Below are 19,283 nucleotides of genomic sequence, written 5' to 3'. Positions count from 1 at the left end.
CCCTTGTTTCAGGCACTATGATGAGAGAAGTGTGAAAAATCCAATGGTCCCCGAGTATCCCCGCGGGAGGATCTGAAACATGACCAGACAACGTTGGTTGGAACTGGGAGTCGTTGCTGGCATCGTTCTCTTGTTGCTCGCCCTCCTGCTGCCGGCGGTGCATCGGGCCCGCGAAGAGGCTCGCAAGTCGTCATCAAAGAATAACCTGAAGCAGATCGGCTTGGCACTGCACAATTATCATGAAACGCATCGATGCTTACCCCCCGGAGGAATCATTCGCGAGGATGGAGTAGCCATGCATGGCTGGATGATCATGATCATACCCTTTCTCGATGCCAGTCCTTTATACAATATGATTGATTTTAATGAGCCTTGGGATCGTCCGCATAATTGGACGGTGTATGAATTTCCTATTCCCTCATACCAGATTTTTGGAGTCGACACACATTTTACCAGCACCGGCTATGGACTGACTCATTATCTGGGGAACCCCAATCAGCTACATCGCAATAGTCATGTCACCTTTGACCAGATGGAAAACGGCATCGAGAATACCTGGCTGATTGGTGAAGTGGCAGGGAATTATCAGCCTTGGGGATATCCTTTCAACTGGCGCCCACTGGGAACCAGACTATGTAACGGACCAGACAGTTTCGGTCACTTTCCCTGGGACGGCGGTCATTTGTTGCTGGCGGACGTTAGTGTTACTTTTTTTTCGAATGAGACTTCTCCTGAAATTCTCAAACAATTGATGGGGGCACCGCCCATTCCCACGTCTGAGCAGACAGTGACCCCGGATAAACGGTTTGAAACAGACGATATCAAAAGGTACGAAGTCAAACTGCAGTCTGACTCGGATGGGCGGAACATCTATTATGTGCGGGGTCTTCAGAATTCAGAGGAAAAATTGCTACGTATGGAAGTCCTTTCACTGGTCGATTACGAGAAAATTCAAACGGAAGAACCAAGGTCGAAAGGGGGGCCATATCCCGAGTTGCTTTTTCGTGTAGATCGGAATACAGACATCACAGCCAGGCTGAAGGAGTCATCACTCTCGGAAGATTCTACTCCCGAGCAGCTGGCAGCGAATGTGAAAACGCTGCAGGCCCTGCAGAAACAGTTGCCGTAAGTCGGAGTCATGCTAATGGGATTTCGAATTTAAATCTTGCCACAGGTCTGCCGAGATGTTCCACTGTTGCCTGGGAAAAGTCGGGTTTGTTGTACGTAGTCAGAGATCTGGAAATCATGAATCACAAATCAGAGGCAGCATCGAGTCCAGATCCGACCTCCGGTGAGCAGTGGATCCGGGAAGCACCGGCTTCGCTGAAGCAGACCAGATGGGGATTGAATCTGGTCGTGTATGGCAGTGCGCTCGTCTTTCTCGCGGCGGTCGGTGTGCTTTATTTTCTGTTTGGAACCGAAATGCAGTCGCTGGTGATGAACGTTCTGCCTGTCATGGGGTTCTCGGGAAATCTGATGATCCTCGTCGGCAGCATATTTTGTCTGTCGGTTCCGGAGCAGACCCGTGCCCGCAGATTACTGATCGGGGCGGTGGTGGGCTTTGGCTGCAAATTGATTTTTTCCGGATCGGTCTTTTTTGATCCCGGAATACTGGGGCTGCCTCTGGCTTTGTTCCTGAAGCTGGCTGGTAACATAGGATTGATTCTGTTTGCCCTGGCTCTGAGAAAACTCCTGTTGTATGTCAATCGTCCGGAGCAGATGTTCAAAGTCTATTGTCTGTTGGGATCAACCGTGCTGTTTCTGATGGGATCATGGTGCATGGAACTGGTGGCTGACCTGGGACTGGTGGAATTCACCTTGATCGCGATTTACTCGGTGATGCTGGTCGGGTTGTTCCTGTATCCCTGTTTTGCAGGCAGCCTGAAGAAAGTACTACGGTAAATCTGGACACACGCTGGTAATATTCGCCTGCTCGACGTGTTCCCGGACTGATTTGGCCCGAATTAAGGCTCTGGAAATCGAAAATCTGAATTTCTTTACACTGAAACGGGCCAGAGCCGGGGGATCAGCTTGACGCATAAATTCAGGGGCAATATACTCGCGCGATGGACTTGTTTATCTCGTTGTGAGAGAATAAGTTTGGGACTGTTTCATATTTACTGCGAGAGACTCTGATGAAGAGCGAACATAGACACGAACTGCAAACCAATGACCTGGGGAAACTGGTACATCAGGCGGAACCTTATGTCGAAACCTATGGCGTCAAAGCCCTGGTAATCGCCTGGGTGCTGCTGGTGCTGGTGATTGGTTATTCTTTCTGGAAAACCAGTCAGACCTCGCAGGAAGCAGAAGCCTGGACCCGTCTGGCTGCCGCCGGTTCGACCGAAGATTTTGAAAACGTCTACGATGAATTTCCCGGCACAAACGTCGCAGACTGGGCGCTGATCCAGGCTGCCGAAAGTCATCTGCAGTCGGGAGTGCGAAACTCATTTACCGATCGCAGTGCCGGCAATCGTGATCTGGAAAAAGCGAAAGAACAGTTCCAGAAGCTGCTCGATTCCTCTTCCACCAAATCGGAAATCCGGGAACGGGCGCTGTTTGGACTGGCTCGGACAGAAGAATCGATGTCCGACGGCGATCTCAAAGCAGCGACCGAACTTTACAAAAAGCTGATCCAGGAATTTCCTGATTCGATCTTTCGTAAGCTGGCTGAACAGCGTGTGAAGCCGGAAGAGGGAGAAAAAGTGGCCGCCCTCGAACAGAAAAGCACACAGAGCTTTTACAAATGGTTCCACGCGCAGTCACCCAAACCCGGTGATCGCCAGCAACCTGGATTCAACATGCCTCTGCCAGGGATGACTCCCGGCGGTGCAGGCGGCGATGCCAAAGAGGATCTGCCCGGGCTGCCGGATCTGCCAGGTCTCCCAAGTCTTCCCGGCCTCCCTGAGCCTTTGACGAATTCTCCGCTGACCGACGATACAAAGTCGGACGCGCCCAAGACGGAAGCTCCCAAAACTGACGCACCTGCGAAAGAAGAACCCAAGCCTGAAGAGAAGCCGGCAACTCCCCCAGAACCAGCTACGAAAACCGAAGCACCCGCTGAAAAGCCGAGCCCGGAACCAGCGACCGAAAAGAAACCATAATGTCCGACGAACTTTCGTCACCGCCAGAGCTCTCCAGCGAACCCATTGAAATCACGGTCGAGGCTCGCGCACATGGCTGGCGCATCGACCACTATCTGTGTCGTCTGTATCCGAATTACACGCGTGTTCTGTTTCAAACCGCGATCAAGCAGGAGGCGGTCCTGGTGAATGGTCTGCCCGTCAAAGCAGCCCGCCGCATGCGTGTGAATGATCGGGTCTCGGTCCGGCTGCCGGAGATGCCCGATAATCGGCTGCCTCCCGAAGACATTCCCATCGATATCGTTTACGAAGACGACTGGATTGCCGTCATCAACAAGCCTTCGGATATGATCGTGCATCCGGGCAAGGGAAATTACGCCGGAACGCTCGCGGGCGCGCTGCAGCACCACTTTGATAAACTGAGTGATGTCGCCGGCCAGTATCGTCCGGGCATCGTGCATCGGCTCGACCGGAATACGAGTGGGATCATGGTTGTCGCTAAAGATAACCAGGTGCATGCGAAGCTGAGCGCCCAGTTTGAAAAACGAGATGTGCAGAAAGAGTACCGGGCCATCGTCTGGGGCCGCATGGAGTTTGATACCGATTACATCGATACATTCATGTGTGTGCACCCACGGGCGCGGGAAAAAATGATCGTCTGCGATGAAGGGGGGAATGCCCGGAACGCATTTACCTACTACGAAGTCATCGAGCGGTACCAGGCCTTCTCCTACGTCCGGCTCAAACCACGCACTGGTCGCACGCACCAGTTGCGGGTGCACATGCAGCATATCGGACATTCGATTGTCGCAGATCGCGTGTATGGCGGGCACAAGTCTTTGAATATGAAAAGCCTGGGAACTCAGGCGGAAGCAGATGCCGCAGAAGGGGAAAACGACGTTTTGATCGAACGTCAGGCCCTGCATGCATTTTGTCTGGAATTTTTCCATCCACAGAGTGGAAAACCGATGAAATTTGAGGCACCATTACCTGAAGATATGGAAAACACTCTCGCCGCGTTAGACCAGTACCAGAAGGAAGTATGAAGATGAAACTCGCTAAAGTTTTATTGTCAAACGGAGAACGGCATGTCGCTATCGTCGAAGCGAATGGAGTTCAGCTTCTGGATCTGTCACAGGTGGAAAACTGTCATCGGCTGTCTGATATTCTCTACGCTCCCGATCCGATCGGTCTGGCAAAATTTCTGATTGATACCGAACTGCCTCCCGTCCCTTTCAACCAGTTGGAGTTTCTGGCGCCCATCGATCACCAGGAAGTCTGGGCCGCGGGAGTGACTTACAAACGCAGCCAGGTGGCGCGAATGGAAGAGTCCGAAACGGCAGCCTCACATTACGACCAGGTTTATACTGCGGATCGACCGGAACTGTTTTTCAAAGCGACTCCCAGCCGGGTCTGCGGACCGAATCAGCCTGTTCGCGTGCGTTTTGACAGTGACTGGTCGGTGCCTGAACCCGAACTGGCGCTGGTCATTTCTCCCGATCTGCGACTGGTGGGCTACACGGTCGGTAATGACATGTCGGCCCGGGATATTGAAGGGGAAAACCCGCTTTATCTGCCCCAGGCGAAATTTTACAAACAGTGTTGTGGCCTGGGCCCCTGTGTTCTGCTGCACGAACAGCCTCTGAATCGGGAAGCAACCCAGATTCAACTCACCATCGAACGTGAAGGCGAAGAGGTCTTTCGCGGCGAAACGACAATCGCGGAGATGGCACGCGATCTGGAAGACCTGATCGGCTGGCTGGGGAAAGAGAACGAGTTCCCCAGTGGTGCGATTTTACTGACGGGGACCGGAATTGTGCCCCCCGATGAATTCACCCTGGAAGATCGCGACATTGTCTCCATCGAAATCAGCGGGATTGGAACGCTCATCAATCCCATCGTGAAAGATGCAGCTCCTTAGTCTGCAGCACCGCTTCGATTTCAGCCAGCGTCGGTAAAGCATCGCGGTTGCCCAGACGCTCGCATTTCAGAGCCGCCGTGATACTGGCAAATTTCAGGGTTCGCTCGACAGGCCAGTCTTCCAGAATGCCATACAGCAGTGCCCCGGAAAAGATATCGCCTGCACCAGTGGTGTCCAGCGAAAGGACAGGCAGCGACTCGCAGTGCAGCCGAACGGAATCTGTAAACAGCCAGGCACCGTTGGCGCCATCGGTAATCGTCACCAGTTCCGGTCCCTGTTGCAGTAATTCTTGTCCCGCGGCGTGAATATCGTCGGTATCGAGGTATTCCGAAATAAAACGTCGCGGGCAGTTCATCACATTCAGATAAGGAATTAACTCTTCCATGCCCGGTTTGAGGGAGCCGGCATCCAGGCAGACTTTTGCGCCAGCCTGTTGGGCAATCTGCGCGGCATACAGACAGGTGGTTTGAGGCCAGCCATCCAGGTGAACCGCTCGCGCCTGGGTCAGTATTGATTCATCGAGGTCAGCTGATTGCAGCCAGTGTTCGGGGCGATAACAGGCGATCGTGCGGGTGCTGGCGCTTTCATCAATCCAGACCTGTGCATAGCCGGAACGGGTGCCCGGCAACGCGCGGCTGCCCGAGAGGTCCAGGTTTTCGGCAGCAAGATCTTCCGCAATCAGGGGCCCATACTGGTCGTCGCCCCAACTGCCGATAAAGGCACACTGTTTCCCCAGGCGGCTCAGCAAGACCTGGGCAGTAGGCACCGGTCCGCCGATCTGAAAGGCGTCACTGATAATGTTGGTTTTGGCATCCTGGACCGGATGATGTGACAGCAACACCAGATGGTCTACTACGACAGTGCCCAGGCCGACGACATCGTATTTCATTTGAGACGTTTTCATTCAAGCGAATTTACAGCTGATGACAGCTTCTTTACCCAAAACAGGGCGTGCCCCATGTGGGGCGTGAGTTCATAACCGGAAAATCCCAGGCGGGCATAGATGGCCTGGGCACGCGTATTTCCCTGCAGGACTTCCAGAGTGAGTTTACAGCATCCCCGCGTTTTCGCAATGCTTTCTGCGTGCGCAAACAACTGGCTGGCGATTCCCTGTCCGCGATAATCAGGCGAAACATACACATCATGAATATTCAATAATGGCTTGCAGGCAAAGGTGGAAAAACCTTCGATACAGGTCATCAGGCCGACCGGTGTCTCATCGAGATATGCCAGAAGCACAACGGCATCGGGACGCGCATTTAAGGCAGTCGCCAGATTGTCCTGCACCTCCGCCGACAGTTCGCTGCCGCCTCCCTCGGGACTGCAGGCGTAACTGTTTAACAGGGAAGCCAGGGCGCGGGCATGTTCCGGATTGGTCAGGTCTGCTTCGATTATCTGCATGGTGGTTTCAATTCGGTCTGGATGCAGGGATTGGGATCTGTGGATGATCCACTTTTAGTTTAAGAACTGTTATTGTAAACAGAGTCCTGTTCACAGGGGAGTCACATGGTTCCATGTCTGTTCAATGTATCGCGCTGTTGAGAGTCTGATATGAAAATCATACCGGTTCTGGATATTATGAATCAAACCGTTGTTCGGGGCGTGGCCGGACAGCGTGAAACTTATCAACCGATTCAAAGCGATCTGACGCGTTCCAGTAATCCCGTTGAAGTAGCTCGTGTTTTGCGGGATGAATTTGGTTTCCACGAATTTTATGTTGCCGATCTGGATGCAATTCTGCAACAGCAGCTCAATCGGGAATTGTATCAGAGCCTGCTGGAAGCCGGTTTTACGATTCTGCTTGATTGTGGTTTGCGTTGTGCTGCTGACAGTCAATCATTGTCGGAGTGGCAGGGGATGACGATCGTGGCGGGACTGGAAACATTAAATTCCCCGTGGGAGTTGAGCAAGCTCGTGCAACAGTGGGGAGCAGCACGGAGTGTTTTCAGCCTGGATCTCAAGCAGGGAAAGCCTGTGTGTCACGCATCGCCTGGTAATTCATTTGCTGAGATCAAGGAGCCACTGGAGATTGCCGAGCTGAGCATTCAGCAGGGAATCCAGCAGTTGATCCTGCTGGACCTGGCCCTGGTGGGAACCGGTCGGGGAACCGGAACGGGAGTACTCTGCCAGACGCTGCGCAGCCGTCACCCGGAATTGAAACTGATTACGGGGGGAGGCATTCGCAGCATTGATGATCTGCGGGCCCAGGCAGAGCAGGGCGCAGACGCCGTGCTGGTGGCGTCTGCGCTGCATGATGGCCGACTGGAGAGAGACTCGATTCTCTCCCTGTCCTGAATTTTCATTCCTACTGTAACAGACCGGGCAGTGATTTCTTGAGGTCTGCCACGGTGGCACTGCGGTTGACTACTTTCCCTGTTTTGTCGACGAGGAACATGGTCGGCAGTGAGATCACGCCGAAGTCACGCGCGGGAGCACCTTCCAGACCGCCTTCTTCATGGATATGAGACCAGGCAATCTTGTGCTGCTTGATGTAGGCTTCTGCCTGTTCGGGAGTCGCATCGAGGTTGATACCGAGTACGTCAAATCCCTGGCTGTGGTATTTGTTATACAGCTCCTGGATCTGTGGCAGGTCTTCGGTGCAGGGCTTGCACCAGCTTGACCAGAAAATCACCAGCAGCGCTTTGCCCCGATACTGCTTGACGTCGATGCTGCCTCCGGCGAGTGAATTACCAGTCAATTCCAGTTCATTCCCCGACAGATTCATCCGTCGCAGGGCGCCCGCACCACGTGTGCCGGCTTCGGATTTGGCATGGCTTTCGACCAGTTTGGTGTACCATTTTTTGGATTCCGCCACTTTTCCACTGAATTCCTGTGTGACCGCCAGTTGCAACATCGCTTCTGCGGCGTCGTCGGAGTTGGGATATTTCTTGATGAAGTCTTCCAGCTGTTCCAGCCACCAGGTCTGCACATCGCGAAGTTGCTCACTTTGTGTTGACTGCAACTGCGAACTGTAATCGGCCAGCAAGGTGCGATAGGTGACATAGGCGATCAGATCCTGGTCCTGAGATTTCTTCTGGACCTGATCCCGAATCGCCTGCAGCTGTTTGAGACCTTCTTTGTAGCCCACCGTCTGTACGGCGGCTGCCAGGCCATCGACCATCTGCCGGGTCCACTGGGAACGGTCATCTTCATTTTTGGCAGCGGCAATCAGCTTTTCGATAATCGCAACCCGTTCGGTATTATAGCGGGCGACTGCCTGGGGGCCCTGATCGGGAGTCGGGCTATTCTGATCCAGTTTCTGCAGTTCATCCAGAAGTCCCTGCATTTCTTTGGACAATCCGACGGTGGTATTGGAGGGTAACGTGTTGGTGCCGGCTACCGGCTGCATCAGAATTCCGCCTTCGGTGACCTGCATGGATTCGCCTTCAATCGGCAGTGGAACCTGGGTCAGCCGCCAGGCATTGCCGACGCGAATCAGTTCACCGAACTGAATCAGTCCGCTTTTGCCTTTGGTGTCGACAATGGCCATTACATTTTCGAAGACGTGCAGATCTTTGTTGGTTTTGATTTCATCGGCGGGAATCAGTCCCGGCATGGACCCGTCGAAACGGACCCAGACGGTGTCCGGCGTGATCATTTTTGTTTTGGCAAGCATTGCTGTGATATCTTTTGCTGCACTGTTAACCGATTCACGGATTTTGTCAGCGAAGGGATTCTGAATTCCGGCCTCGGTCAGTTCCGCTTCCGTGATCATCAGGTTTTTGAACGCCTTGATATCATTCTTTGCCAGGGCGTTCATGGCGACGCGTGTGACTTCTTCTGCAGAAATCATTTTCCATTCATCGATGACGCCATCTTCATCCTGGTCGATGCCCCAGCGGGTTCCGGCAAGATTCATCCAGCGCGAGCCATCCACTTTATTATTGTAGTTGGCATCAATATCGCGATAGACTTCCAGTCCTCGATTGAAGTACCGCCATTGATCAACCACGTTATCGCCGTTCGTATCGACGAAGCGTCTCAGAACCTGGCCGTTCGGACCATAGACGATCCAGCCTGAACTCTTTTTGCTTTGCTCGACTTCGACTTTGCAGCGACCATACTCCGATTTTTCGGGGCTTTCAATTTCGATGTCTGTCTGGATCGGCTTGAACGTCAACGCGAGCTCGACCGAGGGTGCATCAGCCGCCGGCAACGAATGAGAAAATAGAATGAGGGTTGCGAATACTGTTAAAAAAGAAATTCGACCAATAGACATAACACGGGACTCCGATTCCGCTGGCACGCATACTTTAATGTTTGAAAAACGACTGAGTCGGGATTTTAGTAGAAAACGGGTGAATTGGTCACCATCAATTTCTGTAATTCCGCGTAAACCCGTCACTGACGGAGAGAGTTTGTGCTTCAGTTGATCAACAGGCCGGCATAGCCGACGACCCGGGAAGAATCTCCGGTAACATCGCCTGAAGTGGCGTACCCCACTTGTTCTATCTGGCTTAATTTGCCCAGCTTCTGGAGCGTTTTCATGACCATCATTGCCGGCAGCACACCACACATGGAAATGTGATGCTCACGAACCGTTTCCAGCAGGCCAGCGGGGTCCAGCGCCCGCATTTTTTCCAGTGCCAGTTCGTCCAGTCGGCGATTTTCCCTGTCTGTGGCAAAATGATTCATATCACTGGAAATCACTAACAGCGGCGGTTCGGGCATTTGCTGAATCACGCGTGCGAGTCCCTCGGCAAATTCTTCACAGCGTTCCAGGTTTCCACTGCCGATCACAATTCCGATGACCTTTGACTGGGGCGCCAGGCGTTGAATCAATGGCAGTTCGACTTCAATCGCATGTTCGTTGCGATGGGCGGCGGCGTCCAGTTCCAGTCCCGGGATCTGTTCCACAAGCTGTTGTGCCAACCCTCGATCAGAGTTGAGATTACCATCGGGAAGCTGCCAGACCTGATGTGGGGCGACGGCCCAGTCGACACCATCGCGTGTGTGCTTGGGACCGATGACGATAATCGTGGACGGAAGTTGAATTCGGTTCAGCACACGGGCGGCAATTTTACCTGAGTATTTCCAGCCCGCATGGGGTAGCATCGCGGCAGCCCAGGGTTGAGTTTCTGCTGCTTCATGGAATAGCTCATCCAGCTGCGCGTTCATTCGGGTGGGCTCGGCAGGGTAAAAAGTCCCTGCCACTCCCGCAGGTCTGATTTCGGTTCCGAGTTCGGCGCGGGGTCGGTTCACAACCTGAAAACGGGGCGTCGTGGTCTGCACCGCCAGGCTGAGGAGCTGCGCGGTTTCGGGCTGAGTGCTGTTGAGTGCCTGCTGCGCCTGTGCGAGCAGTGTTGCTGCGTCCTGTTCCCGATCATAACACCAGGCATTTTTCTGCCCGTCAATGAGCAGCAGACTGCGCTGCTGAAAATCAAAATCGTGCAGATCATTCTGAGCCGGGGTGCCATGCATGGCCGGGTCGGAAGCGAGTACCAGTTTGATCTGAAACTCACCGGGTTTCAATTTGAGCCTGGCGATGATCTGTGCCAGTTGCTGACAGAGCGAAAATACAGTGGACTGCATGGGAAACGTCTGCTTCAGAGCCCACTTTGAGAGAATCAGTTCCTCATCGGTGCCTGTTCGCGACAACAGCAGCGCGACTCCCTGCAGATTCGTATCGGAGACGGCATCGCAATAATAGGAGGGAACCTGACCTTTGAGTAAGGCGTCGACCGTTGACTGAATGTATTGCAGATACTGGGCAAATTCGCGTTGCCCCAGAATGGTCTTCACCTGCGTTTCCGTCGAGAGGTCGACCAGCTCTGCTAAACGGGCAGCGCAGGAGATTCCCTGGAACCGCATTAATGTTGTACCGGGATCCTTCCAGGCAGTGGGGGGAAGTCCCGCTTTGATACAGGTCTGGTTGAGAAATTCTTCAGCATCCCAGCCATGATCGAGGGGCACGCCGGGAAGCAGTAATCCACTGCGACCGTCGGCCTGAATCTGCAGGCCATGCTGTCCGACAATCACTGCCTCAACCCGGTCGGCTCCCTGTTCAGGCACTGCTTCCAGCCCGGACAGCAACCAGACTTCGAGATCAAGGTGAGCCAGTTCACTGGGTGAAACGGGAGGGAAACGGGGATCATCTTTCGCTGCGCGGACCGCCGCCTGTTGCAACGCCTGTCCCAGCGGCTGGGGCTTGCCAAAGCTGCCACAGCAGGATCGTAACTGTTTCTGACGTTTCAGACTGACAAAAGCACCGCTGACTGTTGTGTCCTGCAGGTCTCCCAGCGGGACGTCCACAGGCCGGCTGCGGGTGACGGTACCAGCCACGACAGCCGCCGCCTGCTGCAGCAGCGCCTGTTCCTGGTCACTGCTGAGTTCAATGATCTGTGGTGACTGGTTGGTCTGCATCGTTGAAGGACCTTTCTGAGGCTCGGTATTGCCTGATTGCGAAGCCGCGTTCTTTTTTAAAATGGCCTGTATGTCAACGGGCAGTCTTTTCTGGCCCCAGTCTCCAGGCTTGTCACTGAAATGGCCGGCGATTTCCGTATCACAATAACCACAGCGATGACCCCGCAACGCATATTTTCCCAGCTGGTACCAGTTTCGCTCAATGAGTGTCTGCTGACAATGGGGACAGTAAGTGCTTTGTCGAGCGACATCATTCACGTTGCCGGTGTAAACATATTTGAGGCCGGCAGCGAGTGCGATCTCGCGGGCGCGGACCAGCGTTTCCGGCGGTGTTCCCCCGCGATCGCGCATGCGGAAATCAGGATGGAAGGCGGAGAAGTGCAGCGGGACATCGGGGCCGACTTCTTTCAGGATCCAGTCACACATCTGCTGGAATTCGCTGTCGTTATCATTCGCCTGTGGAATGACCAGATTTGTAATTTCGAACCAGACGTCGGTTTCCTGTTTCAGCCACTTGAGGGTCTCGAGGACCGGCTGTAAATGTGAGAGCGTGATCCGGTAGTAGAATTCTTCAGTAAAGGCTTTGAGGTCAATATTCGCGGCATCAATATGCTCGAAGAAATCGGCACGCGCCTGTTCGGTAATATAGCCGGCTGTCACAGCCACGGTTTTGATGCCACGCGCATGACAGGCTTTGGAAGTTTCAATCGCGTATTCCGACCAGATGATGGGATCGTTATAGGTGAACGCGACACTCTGGCAGCCCAGTTGGGCTGCGACTTCGGCAATTTCGTCCGGCATGGCCTGTGCGCTCAGGCGTTCGATTTCTCTCGATTTGGAGATATCCCAGTTCTGACAAAACTTGCAGCCGAGATTGCAGCCTGCTGTACCGAAAGAAAGCACACTGGAACCGGGATAAAAATGGTTCAAGGGTTTTTTCTCGATGGGATCGACGCAGAAGCCGGTACTGCGACCGAACGTCGTTAACGCCATCTTACCGTCAATGTTCTGGCGTACAAAACAGAAGCCCCGGTCATTCTCAGACAGTGCGCAGGCGCGCGGACAGAGATCACAGATGATTTTCTCACCCTGTGTATGCCACCAGCGTGCGGGGTAATGCCCCAGATCGGTCTGATCTGCTGCTGTGAGTATGGGTAGCGTTTTTTCTGTCATGGCTCTTACGAAAGTAAAACCGTGTAAGTCGATATCACCATATCAGTGGATATCTAAGGAAGGGAGCCCTGACCTTCAGAATAAGTTATTCACAAGGACAGGGCCAATAGTAAGTTCCAACTTTTAGACTTTTGAGGTGATGAGAACCACCGTGCCCCGCAAGTCGGCAGGATTCGTCCGTAAAAGTCGTCTCAACAGGTAATCGTGCCTGTTGTTGTATTTTCTGGCTCGAGTCAGGTATTATCACAGCACGTTGATCAACTGCCATGTCTCTCTATCTATTATACGAAACTGTCCACTCGATGTTTGCAGATTATTTCTGGTTTTTTGTAGCCGCCTGCTCCTACCTGGTCGGTTCTGTTCCCTTCGGACTGCTGGTCGCCAGGCTGTTTACGGGCACGGATATCCGTAAAGCAGGCAGTGGAAACATTGGGGCCACCAATGTGGCACGGACGCTGGGAGCCAAATGGGGCATCCTGGTACTGCTGCTGGATGCGTTAAAAGGATTGTTGCCCGTCTTACTGATTCCGCCGCTGTTCGTCAGTCCGGAGTCGCCTGATTTCGATCATGCCCGCGTGTTGAGCGGTGTCGCGACCATCCTCGGGCATATGTTTCCCCTCTGGCTGGGCTTTCGAGGCGGTAAGGGGGTAGCGACCAGTCTGGGTGTGATTCTGGTACTGGGGCCGTGGTCGACACTAGTGGCCGTCACAGGTTTCGCTTTGACATTTCTGCTGACGCGCATCGTTGCCTTGAGTTCGATTGTCGCAGCGGTGGCATTTGGCGTGGCGCAGTTTATTCAACTGGGGTCTACTGCTTTCACACACCAGAAGTGGAGCCTGGCGGCATTCAGTATTGCTGTTCCGCTGTTGATTATCATCCGACACTGGAGCAACCTGGGACGGATCATGCGGGGAGAAGAAAAGAAATTTTCGTTCGGCAGTCGCAATAAAACGGAAACAACATCAACCGAAGAGAACAGGAATCAGGGCAGTTCCTGAGTTGAGCAGAGTTTGCCAGCGCGATAAGCTCATCCTGAATTTATCGCAGGCAGTGATTGCTCTTGTGAGATTTCCGCGTCCTGCAGAAAAAGGGAATTCCGTCAGGATTCCACACGAATATTATTGGTCAGGGCATATTGATCGATTTCACTCATTGCAGCATGGGTTGCCAGCTGTTTGTGATAAAACGAATCAGTGCGCCCGGAGAGAACCACGATCTCTCCCAGGATATCGACTTTCAGTGACTGCACCTGGCTGCCTGTCCGTAAAGCGATCGTCTGCTCGATTTTCTGGGATAGATGTTTTGCTTTCTGGGAATACGTCTCTACAGTCATCCAAAATCCTCCTTGAATAGTGCCTGGGTTGCAGGCTTGTGATGGCGATACCAGGATCAATCGGATCCGGTTCAACTCGTTGAAACCAGGATCGTTTCGCTGGAAACGCCTTTGTCAAATTACCAACAGACAATTTCCTGTGAATCAGCCAGCAGGAGACGCTGAGCTGTCGTGGTATTCAAGGTGGGTGACTCAAAAGCGGTAGACTCTTGAAACTCAAGAACGACAAACATCGTTCCGCCTCCGGCAGAACACAACTCCATCTTCTGTTATGGTAAATCTCGGTCGGTGAACTCTATGCTGGAACTGGGGGAAAAGCAAATCATCAACTCAAGGTTCCTCTCGCTTGAGATTACAATTTCAATTTTTGTCCCATCGAATTCTTAACGATCTAAATTTATCCGCCCGCATCCTGTTCGTCAAACAAAATTCTCCCCGATTATTTCGATTCAATGGAAATAACCGGCGGTGACAGCGCACAGTTCCCTTTTATTTCTGGTCTGAATTCCAGATCCAGACAAGGGCTTCCGGTAAAACTGCTTTTCCATGGCGGCTGCTGTGAATTCCGTGGCCGGTGACAAACCAGTGGTCATAGCCACTATAGGCAAGGGCGGCAGCCATTCGCTCGTTATTCAGAAACCAGTTGCCCAGAGTATTATCCAGGTCATTGTCACCATCCTGCAAAAAGACCTTAAGTGGTTTGGGAGGATATGTTTTGCGAATCAGACCGGGATAATCGTGGGCCGTTTTCCAGGGGCCAAACTGGTCGACGGGGATCGTATTGTTCTTGCGGGATGGATAATCATTAATCCCGCGGAAATCACAGAAACTGCCCACGAAGGAAATCACTTTCTGAAACAGGTCTGTCCGGTGCCAGGCGGCAGTAAAGGCACAACTGCCCCCGGAAGAAGCGCCGCAGATCAGATGATCTTCCGGCTTTTCCGAAATACGGTATTGTTTGCGGATCACCGGCAGCATTTCCAGATCCAGAAAAGTCGCATACTGGGCGGTACAGGTATCGTACTCATTGCTGCGGTTGCGGATCTCTGGTTTGCCTTTTCCGGTAGCGGGAATGACGCCGGGATTGATGAAGACGGCAATCGAAACCGGAATCTTTTTCGCATGAATCAGATTATCCAGGACAATGGTCGCGTTTCCATCACCGTGACAGTATCCGTAGCCATCGGTGAAGACAATCAGTTTGGCCGGAGGACCTGTCTGGGAATACTGGGCGGGCACATAGACCCACCAGTCACGCACGGTGTTCGGGTACTGTTTTGTACTCTTGAAGACAGGCAACTGTGTGAGTTTTCCCTGGGGAACTCCCGCCTGTTTAAGGCTTTCCGGAGCCCATTCATAGCTTTCAAAGCCGAACCGGTTGGAGCGACTTGTCTCCAGCCGTTTGCCGTTGACGCCGAACTGGTAGTGGGCAGAAGAAAAATTAGGGAATTTTTCAATACGGGCGAAATAACCGGAGTCTCCCAGTTCGACCATCGGCCACTGACGATCTTTCTCTGCGAAAATGATGACTTCGTCACCCGGTTTTGCTTTCAAAAACCAGCCCGCATAACCGCCGCCATCGTCGGTCTTTTCGATCAAAGCTTTATGATTGCCTTTGGTTAAATCTTTTTCTTTCTGATACCGTTTCTTGAAGTATTCCAGAACCTGTTGCTGCTGATCTTTACTGACGGGGGCTTTAAGTAACTTAGCCACATCAGCCAGATTTTGTGGGGCGGCATGCAGCATGCTGGACATTGACAGCAGCGTCACCATGATTGTGATTAAGGGGATGCTTGCACGGAAGAGAGAAGATGGCATGACAGGTGTCTCCAGGGGCAGAATTCAGGTCGATAGAACGATTGTTGATGAGATCAGGCTTACTTGGATTGTCTGATTTCGCTGTTTCAATTTCATTGTCTTTATTACACAGGCAGTGAACCTGAATTGCAATTCCGGGCATTTGTGATCTTCAAATCTTCCGATTCGTCTGAGAAATTGGATGCTGTCCGTTTGGATCACTCCCGATTCCAGCTACAATCATTAATAGTACTTCACAGTCATTTATCCTGGAAAGGCAGTTTCGTGTCGCAGACGCTCAATCCACAGCACGCTGTTTATGTAGGCAGTTTCGATCCCCCCACGCTGGGACATCTGGATATTGTGGAACGGGGTGCGGCGATTTATTCAAAAATCACGGTCGGCATCGGGATCAACCCCGATAAACGTCCGTTATTCTCCCCAGAGGAACGCCAGCAGATGATGCAGGGTTTATTGTCTGCTTACACCAATGTGGAGGTCAAATGCTTCCAGGGGCTGGCCGTGAATTTCGTCCAGGAGTGTGGCGGCGGCGTCATGCTTCGCGGGCTGCGTACCTTGACCGACGTCGAAGCGGAATTCACCATGTCGCTCGCGAACCGGACTCTGGCTTCGGAAATCGAAACCGTCTTCCTGATGGCCAGTGAAAAATACACGCATATCTCCAGCTCACTCATCAAGCAGATTGCCCAACTGGGCGGAGATGTCGCGGAAGAAAAACTCAAAGACTTCGTGCCCCGACAGGTGGTCGGTCCACTGGTTGAAAAATTCGCTTTAAAAACTTAAAACCAGTCGAAACTTCTACCTGACTGGTTGTTTGAAAAAGGAGATCACAGCATGGTAAAAACCGCATCCACAATGCTTCCACTGGGAACACAGGCTCCCGATTTTTCACTGAAGAATGTCGACGGGTCCACGGTTTCCCTCAGCGACTTTAGTGATTCAAAAGGGCTGCTGGTCATTTTCATGTGCAATCATTGCCCGTTCGTGATTCACCTCCGCGAAGCACTCGCTGCCTTTGCAGATGAATACATGGAAAAAGGCCTCGCTGTGGTAGGCATCAGTTCCAACGATGTTGCCTCTCATCCCGATGACAGCCCGGAGAAAATGGTGGAAGAAGCCCGGTCCGCCGGCTATCACTTCCCCTACCTTTACGATGGAACACAGGAAGTTGCCAAGGCGTACAAAGCGGCCTGCACTCCCGATTTCTTCCTGTTTGATCAGGAGCAGAAGCTCGTTTACCGTGGACAGTTTGACGACAGTCGACCCGGGAGCGACAAACCAATTACCGGCGCCGATCTGAAGACGGCCTGCGATGCCGTCCTGGCAGGATCGCCGGTCACGGAAGATCAGAAGCCAAGCATCGGCTGCAATATTAAATGGCAGGCAGGCAAAGAACCGGAATACTTTACCGGGCAGCCTGCAGTATAAGCAGCCAGCAAACTGAAACCAGGAAACTCCTTTCACCTCTCGGTGTCGGGAGTTTTTTCATGCGCGGATCAGAAATGCGGATCAGAAATCAAGTGACTTTTGTCAGATCCGCTTGTGATTGCCCCGTCATGGCGGTACATTTAATTAACATTCCTGCTTAAGTGGGCTGTCTTGTTGCAGATCGGGTATCTCAGCAGGCAACACAGGTTAAATCAAACTTTTTCTGACAGGGTTTCGCAATGGGAACAGGGAGAGGGAAACGAGGGGAGATCTGTCTGCTGCTGATTTTGTTGGCGGGAATGGGATTCAGTCTACCTCGTATCAATTCAGCAGAAGAACCAGCAAAACCGGCGGACTCACTGGCCAAAGCACTGCCGAAACTGGATCCGGTTTCACCGGAACGGGCGGAGCAGACATTTCGGCTGCGGAACGGTTTTCAAATGGAACTGCTGGCTGCGGAACCCTTAGTGACTGATCCGGTCGCGATGCAGTATGACGAAAATGGTCTGGCGTATGTCATTGAAATGAATGACTATCCCTACACGGATAAATCCAAAGATGAAGCCTGGGCTGAGCAGAAGTCGGCTCCCATCGGTAAAATTCGTATATTGGAGGACGTCGACGGCGATGGCAAGTTCGACCGATCCACCGTGTTTGCCGAGGAACTCTCCTGGCCGACCGGCCTGGCATTCTGGAAAGGGGGCGTGTATGTCTCCGCGACTCCTGATATCTGGTACTTCAAAGATACCGACGGCGATCACAAAGCGGACATCAGGCGTAAGGTCTTTACCGGCTTTCGTAAATTCAACGTGCAGGCAGTGATGAACAATCTCAAATGGGGCCTGGATCATCACATCTATGGAGCAGGGGGGAGTAACGGCGGCGTCATTCATTCGAACACTGCAGAGAAAACCGATCCGATCAATATGGGCCGACGTGATTTTCGTTTCACGGCGGGTACCGAAAAATTTGATGTGATCTCAGGTGGCGCACGATTTGGCAATACCTTTGATGACTGGGGCAACCGCTTCATCTGTAATATCCGCAACCCGCTGATGCACATTGTACTGCCGACTGAGTATCTGATGCGCAATCGTTATCTGCCTGTGACTTCTGCCATTAATGATGTTGCCGTCGCCGGCGATTCGATTGCCGTCTATCGTGCCAGTCCCCCGGAACCATGGCGGGTCATCAATGCGAAACGTCTGGCCTCTGATCCCAATTCCCGCTCACCCCGCAGTGAACAGCATGCGACCGGCTTTGTCACCTCTTCCGCAGGGGCAACCGTCTACCGAGGAACCGCGTATCCCCCGGAATATTATGGGAATGCCTTTATTGGCGAAGTCGCCGGCAATCTGGTGATGCGATACCTGATGCAACCCGATGGTGTGACTTTTACCGCCCGTCGTGCGCACGACAAAGTCGAGTTTCTGGCTTCGACAGATAACTGGTTCCGACCGGTCAATTTTCTGAATGCTCCCGATGGTACCCTGCACGTTCTCGATATGTATCGGGAAAATATTGAGCATCCCTGGTCGATTCCGGATGACATCAAAGCGCATCTGGATTTGACCAGCGGCCGCGATCGAGGACGGATTTATCGCCTGGTGCCTCCCGAGTTTCCAACTGACTATCAAAAACCGGCTCCACCACGACTCGGGTCGGCCAGTATCAAAACGCTGGTGTCAGAGCTGGAAAACCCCAATGTCTGGTGGCGGGATACGGCGCATCGACTGATTTTCGAACGTCAGGATCCGGCAGCCGTTCCCTTGCTCAAGCAACTGTTTCAGCAGAGTGCTTCCCCGCTGGCACGTCTGCATGCCCTCTGGTCGCTTGAGGGATTAAAAGTTTTGACTGACGATACGCTGCTCCAGGCGCTGGCAGACAGCGAGCCGGAAATTCGTCGCACGGCAATTCGCCTCGCGGAAAAGAGAATGAATCAGAATGAGAAGCTGCAGATAAAAATACTGGCTCTGGCGGCTGACTCGGATCCGCGCGTCCGGTTCCAGGCCGCATTCACGCTCGGAGAAATGAACAACCCGCAGGCAGCGGACGCTTTATATCAAATTGCCCGTCGCGATCTGGACGATGTCTGGATTCGCACTGCCGTGCTCAGCTCTTTGTCTGAAACGACAGCTCCCTTTTTGAAGAATATGCTGGCGGA

16 protein-coding genes are annotated in these 19,283 nt (G+C 52.8%); 10 read left to right on the top strand and 6 right to left on the bottom strand.

Translation table 11 applies throughout. The features are described 5' to 3' along the window. Positions 1-79 precede the first annotated feature (79 nt). The 5 genes from AACZ40_RS12560 to AACZ40_RS12540 all read left to right on the top strand — a co-directional run bounded on the left by AACZ40_RS12560 (position 80) and on the right by AACZ40_RS12540 (position 5,004). Positions 80-1,129, top strand: a complete 1,050-nt coding sequence (locus tag AACZ40_RS12560; protein WP_291168590.1) for a DUF1559 domain-containing protein — start codon at positions 80-82, stop codon at positions 1,127-1,129. A 116-nt stretch (positions 1,130-1,245) separates the two neighbouring features. Continuing rightward, positions 1,246-1,902, top strand: coding sequence for a hypothetical protein (locus tag AACZ40_RS12555; protein ID WP_291168588.1), 657 nt, complete (start codon positions 1,246-1,248; stop codon positions 1,900-1,902). 233 nt (positions 1,903-2,135) lie between these two features. After that, a complete protein-coding gene (locus AACZ40_RS12550) occupies positions 2,136-3,104 on the top strand; it encodes a hypothetical protein (RefSeq protein WP_339674574.1) in 969 nt (322 codons plus the stop codon). Next, positions 3,104-4,129, top strand: a complete 1,026-nt coding sequence (locus tag AACZ40_RS12545; protein WP_291168584.1) for an RluA family pseudouridine synthase — start codon at positions 3,104-3,106, stop codon at positions 4,127-4,129. The genes AACZ40_RS12550 and AACZ40_RS12545 overlap by 1 nt, the downstream gene beginning before the upstream one ends. Before the next feature lie 2 nt (positions 4,130-4,131). Then, positions 4,132-5,004, top strand: a complete 873-nt coding sequence (locus AACZ40_RS12540) for a fumarylacetoacetate hydrolase family protein (protein WP_291168582.1) — start codon at positions 4,132-4,134, stop codon at positions 5,002-5,004. Here the strand turns inward: AACZ40_RS12540 and AACZ40_RS12535 are convergent. Continuing rightward, positions 4,973-5,893 carry a PfkB family carbohydrate kinase gene (locus tag AACZ40_RS12535; protein ID WP_291168580.1) on the bottom strand — a complete coding sequence of 307 codons (921 nt, stop codon included), beginning with the start codon at positions 5,891-5,893 and terminating at the stop codon, positions 4,973-4,975. The genes AACZ40_RS12540 and AACZ40_RS12535 overlap by 32 nt on opposite strands. Before the next feature lie 11 nt (positions 5,894-5,904). Further along, positions 5,905-6,405: a GNAT family N-acetyltransferase gene (locus AACZ40_RS12530; RefSeq protein WP_291168578.1), complete on the bottom strand. Its 501-nt coding sequence runs from the start codon at positions 6,403-6,405 to the stop codon at positions 5,905-5,907. A 150-nt stretch (positions 6,406-6,555) separates the two neighbouring features. Between AACZ40_RS12530 and AACZ40_RS12525 the strand changes: the two genes are divergently transcribed. Continuing rightward, entirely contained in the window at positions 6,556-7,299 is a 744-nt protein-coding gene (locus AACZ40_RS12525) for a HisA/HisF-related TIM barrel protein (protein ID WP_291168576.1), read from the top strand. Between the two features lie 10 nt (positions 7,300-7,309). Here AACZ40_RS12525 and AACZ40_RS12520 read toward each other — a convergent pair whose 3' ends face one another. After that, positions 7,310-9,223: a redoxin domain-containing protein gene (locus AACZ40_RS12520; RefSeq protein WP_291168574.1), complete on the bottom strand. Its 1,914-nt coding sequence runs from the start codon at positions 9,221-9,223 to the stop codon at positions 7,310-7,312. A 146-nt stretch (positions 9,224-9,369) separates the two neighbouring features. Beyond that, positions 9,370-12,540, bottom strand: a complete 3,171-nt coding sequence (gene amrS / locus AACZ40_RS12515; RefSeq protein WP_291168572.1) for an AmmeMemoRadiSam system radical SAM enzyme — start codon at positions 12,538-12,540, stop codon at positions 9,370-9,372. A gap of 302 nt (positions 12,541-12,842) precedes the next feature. On the opposite strand from amrS, the gene plsY reads away from it, so the two are divergent. Continuing rightward, positions 12,843-13,538, top strand: a complete 696-nt coding sequence (gene plsY, locus AACZ40_RS12510; protein ID WP_291168570.1) for a glycerol-3-phosphate 1-O-acyltransferase PlsY — start codon at positions 12,843-12,845, stop codon at positions 13,536-13,538. A 101-nt stretch (positions 13,539-13,639) separates the two neighbouring features. Here plsY and AACZ40_RS12505 read toward each other — a convergent pair whose 3' ends face one another. Together AACZ40_RS12505 and AACZ40_RS12500 are read right to left on the bottom strand one after the other, a co-directional pair. Beyond that, complete coding sequence (locus AACZ40_RS12505) at positions 13,640-13,873, bottom strand: BON domain-containing protein (RefSeq protein ID WP_291168568.1); 234 nt, start codon at positions 13,871-13,873, stop codon at positions 13,640-13,642. A gap of 489 nt (positions 13,874-14,362) precedes the next feature. Continuing rightward, positions 14,363-15,691, bottom strand: coding sequence for an alpha/beta hydrolase-fold protein (locus tag AACZ40_RS12500; RefSeq protein WP_291168566.1), 1,329 nt, complete (start codon positions 15,689-15,691; stop codon positions 14,363-14,365). A 264-nt stretch (positions 15,692-15,955) separates the two neighbouring features. On the opposite strand from AACZ40_RS12500, the gene coaD reads away from it, so the two are divergent. From coaD to AACZ40_RS12485, 3 genes are all read left to right on the top strand, one after another. Continuing rightward, on the top strand, positions 15,956-16,474 hold the full coding sequence (gene coaD / locus AACZ40_RS12495; RefSeq protein ID WP_291168564.1) for a pantetheine-phosphate adenylyltransferase: 519 nt from the start codon (positions 15,956-15,958) through the stop codon (positions 16,472-16,474). Positions 16,475-16,525: 51 nt separating this feature from the next. Next, on the top strand, positions 16,526-17,119 hold the full coding sequence (locus AACZ40_RS12490; RefSeq protein ID WP_291168562.1) for a thioredoxin family protein: 594 nt from the start codon (positions 16,526-16,528) through the stop codon (positions 17,117-17,119). Positions 17,120-17,358: 239 nt separating this feature from the next. After that, on the top strand, positions 17,359-19,283 hold a 1,925-nt coding region (locus AACZ40_RS12485; protein WP_339674572.1), incomplete at its 3' end, for a PVC-type heme-binding CxxCH protein.

Origin of the sequence: uncultured Gimesia sp., assembly GCF_963972345.1 — a bacterium.
In the GTDB taxonomy this organism is placed as follows: domain Bacteria; phylum Planctomycetota; class Planctomycetia; order Planctomycetales; family Planctomycetaceae; genus Gimesia.
The sequence above is the reverse complement of the archived record's forward strand: the minus strand, read 5'-3'. Positions and strand labels throughout refer to the sequence as shown.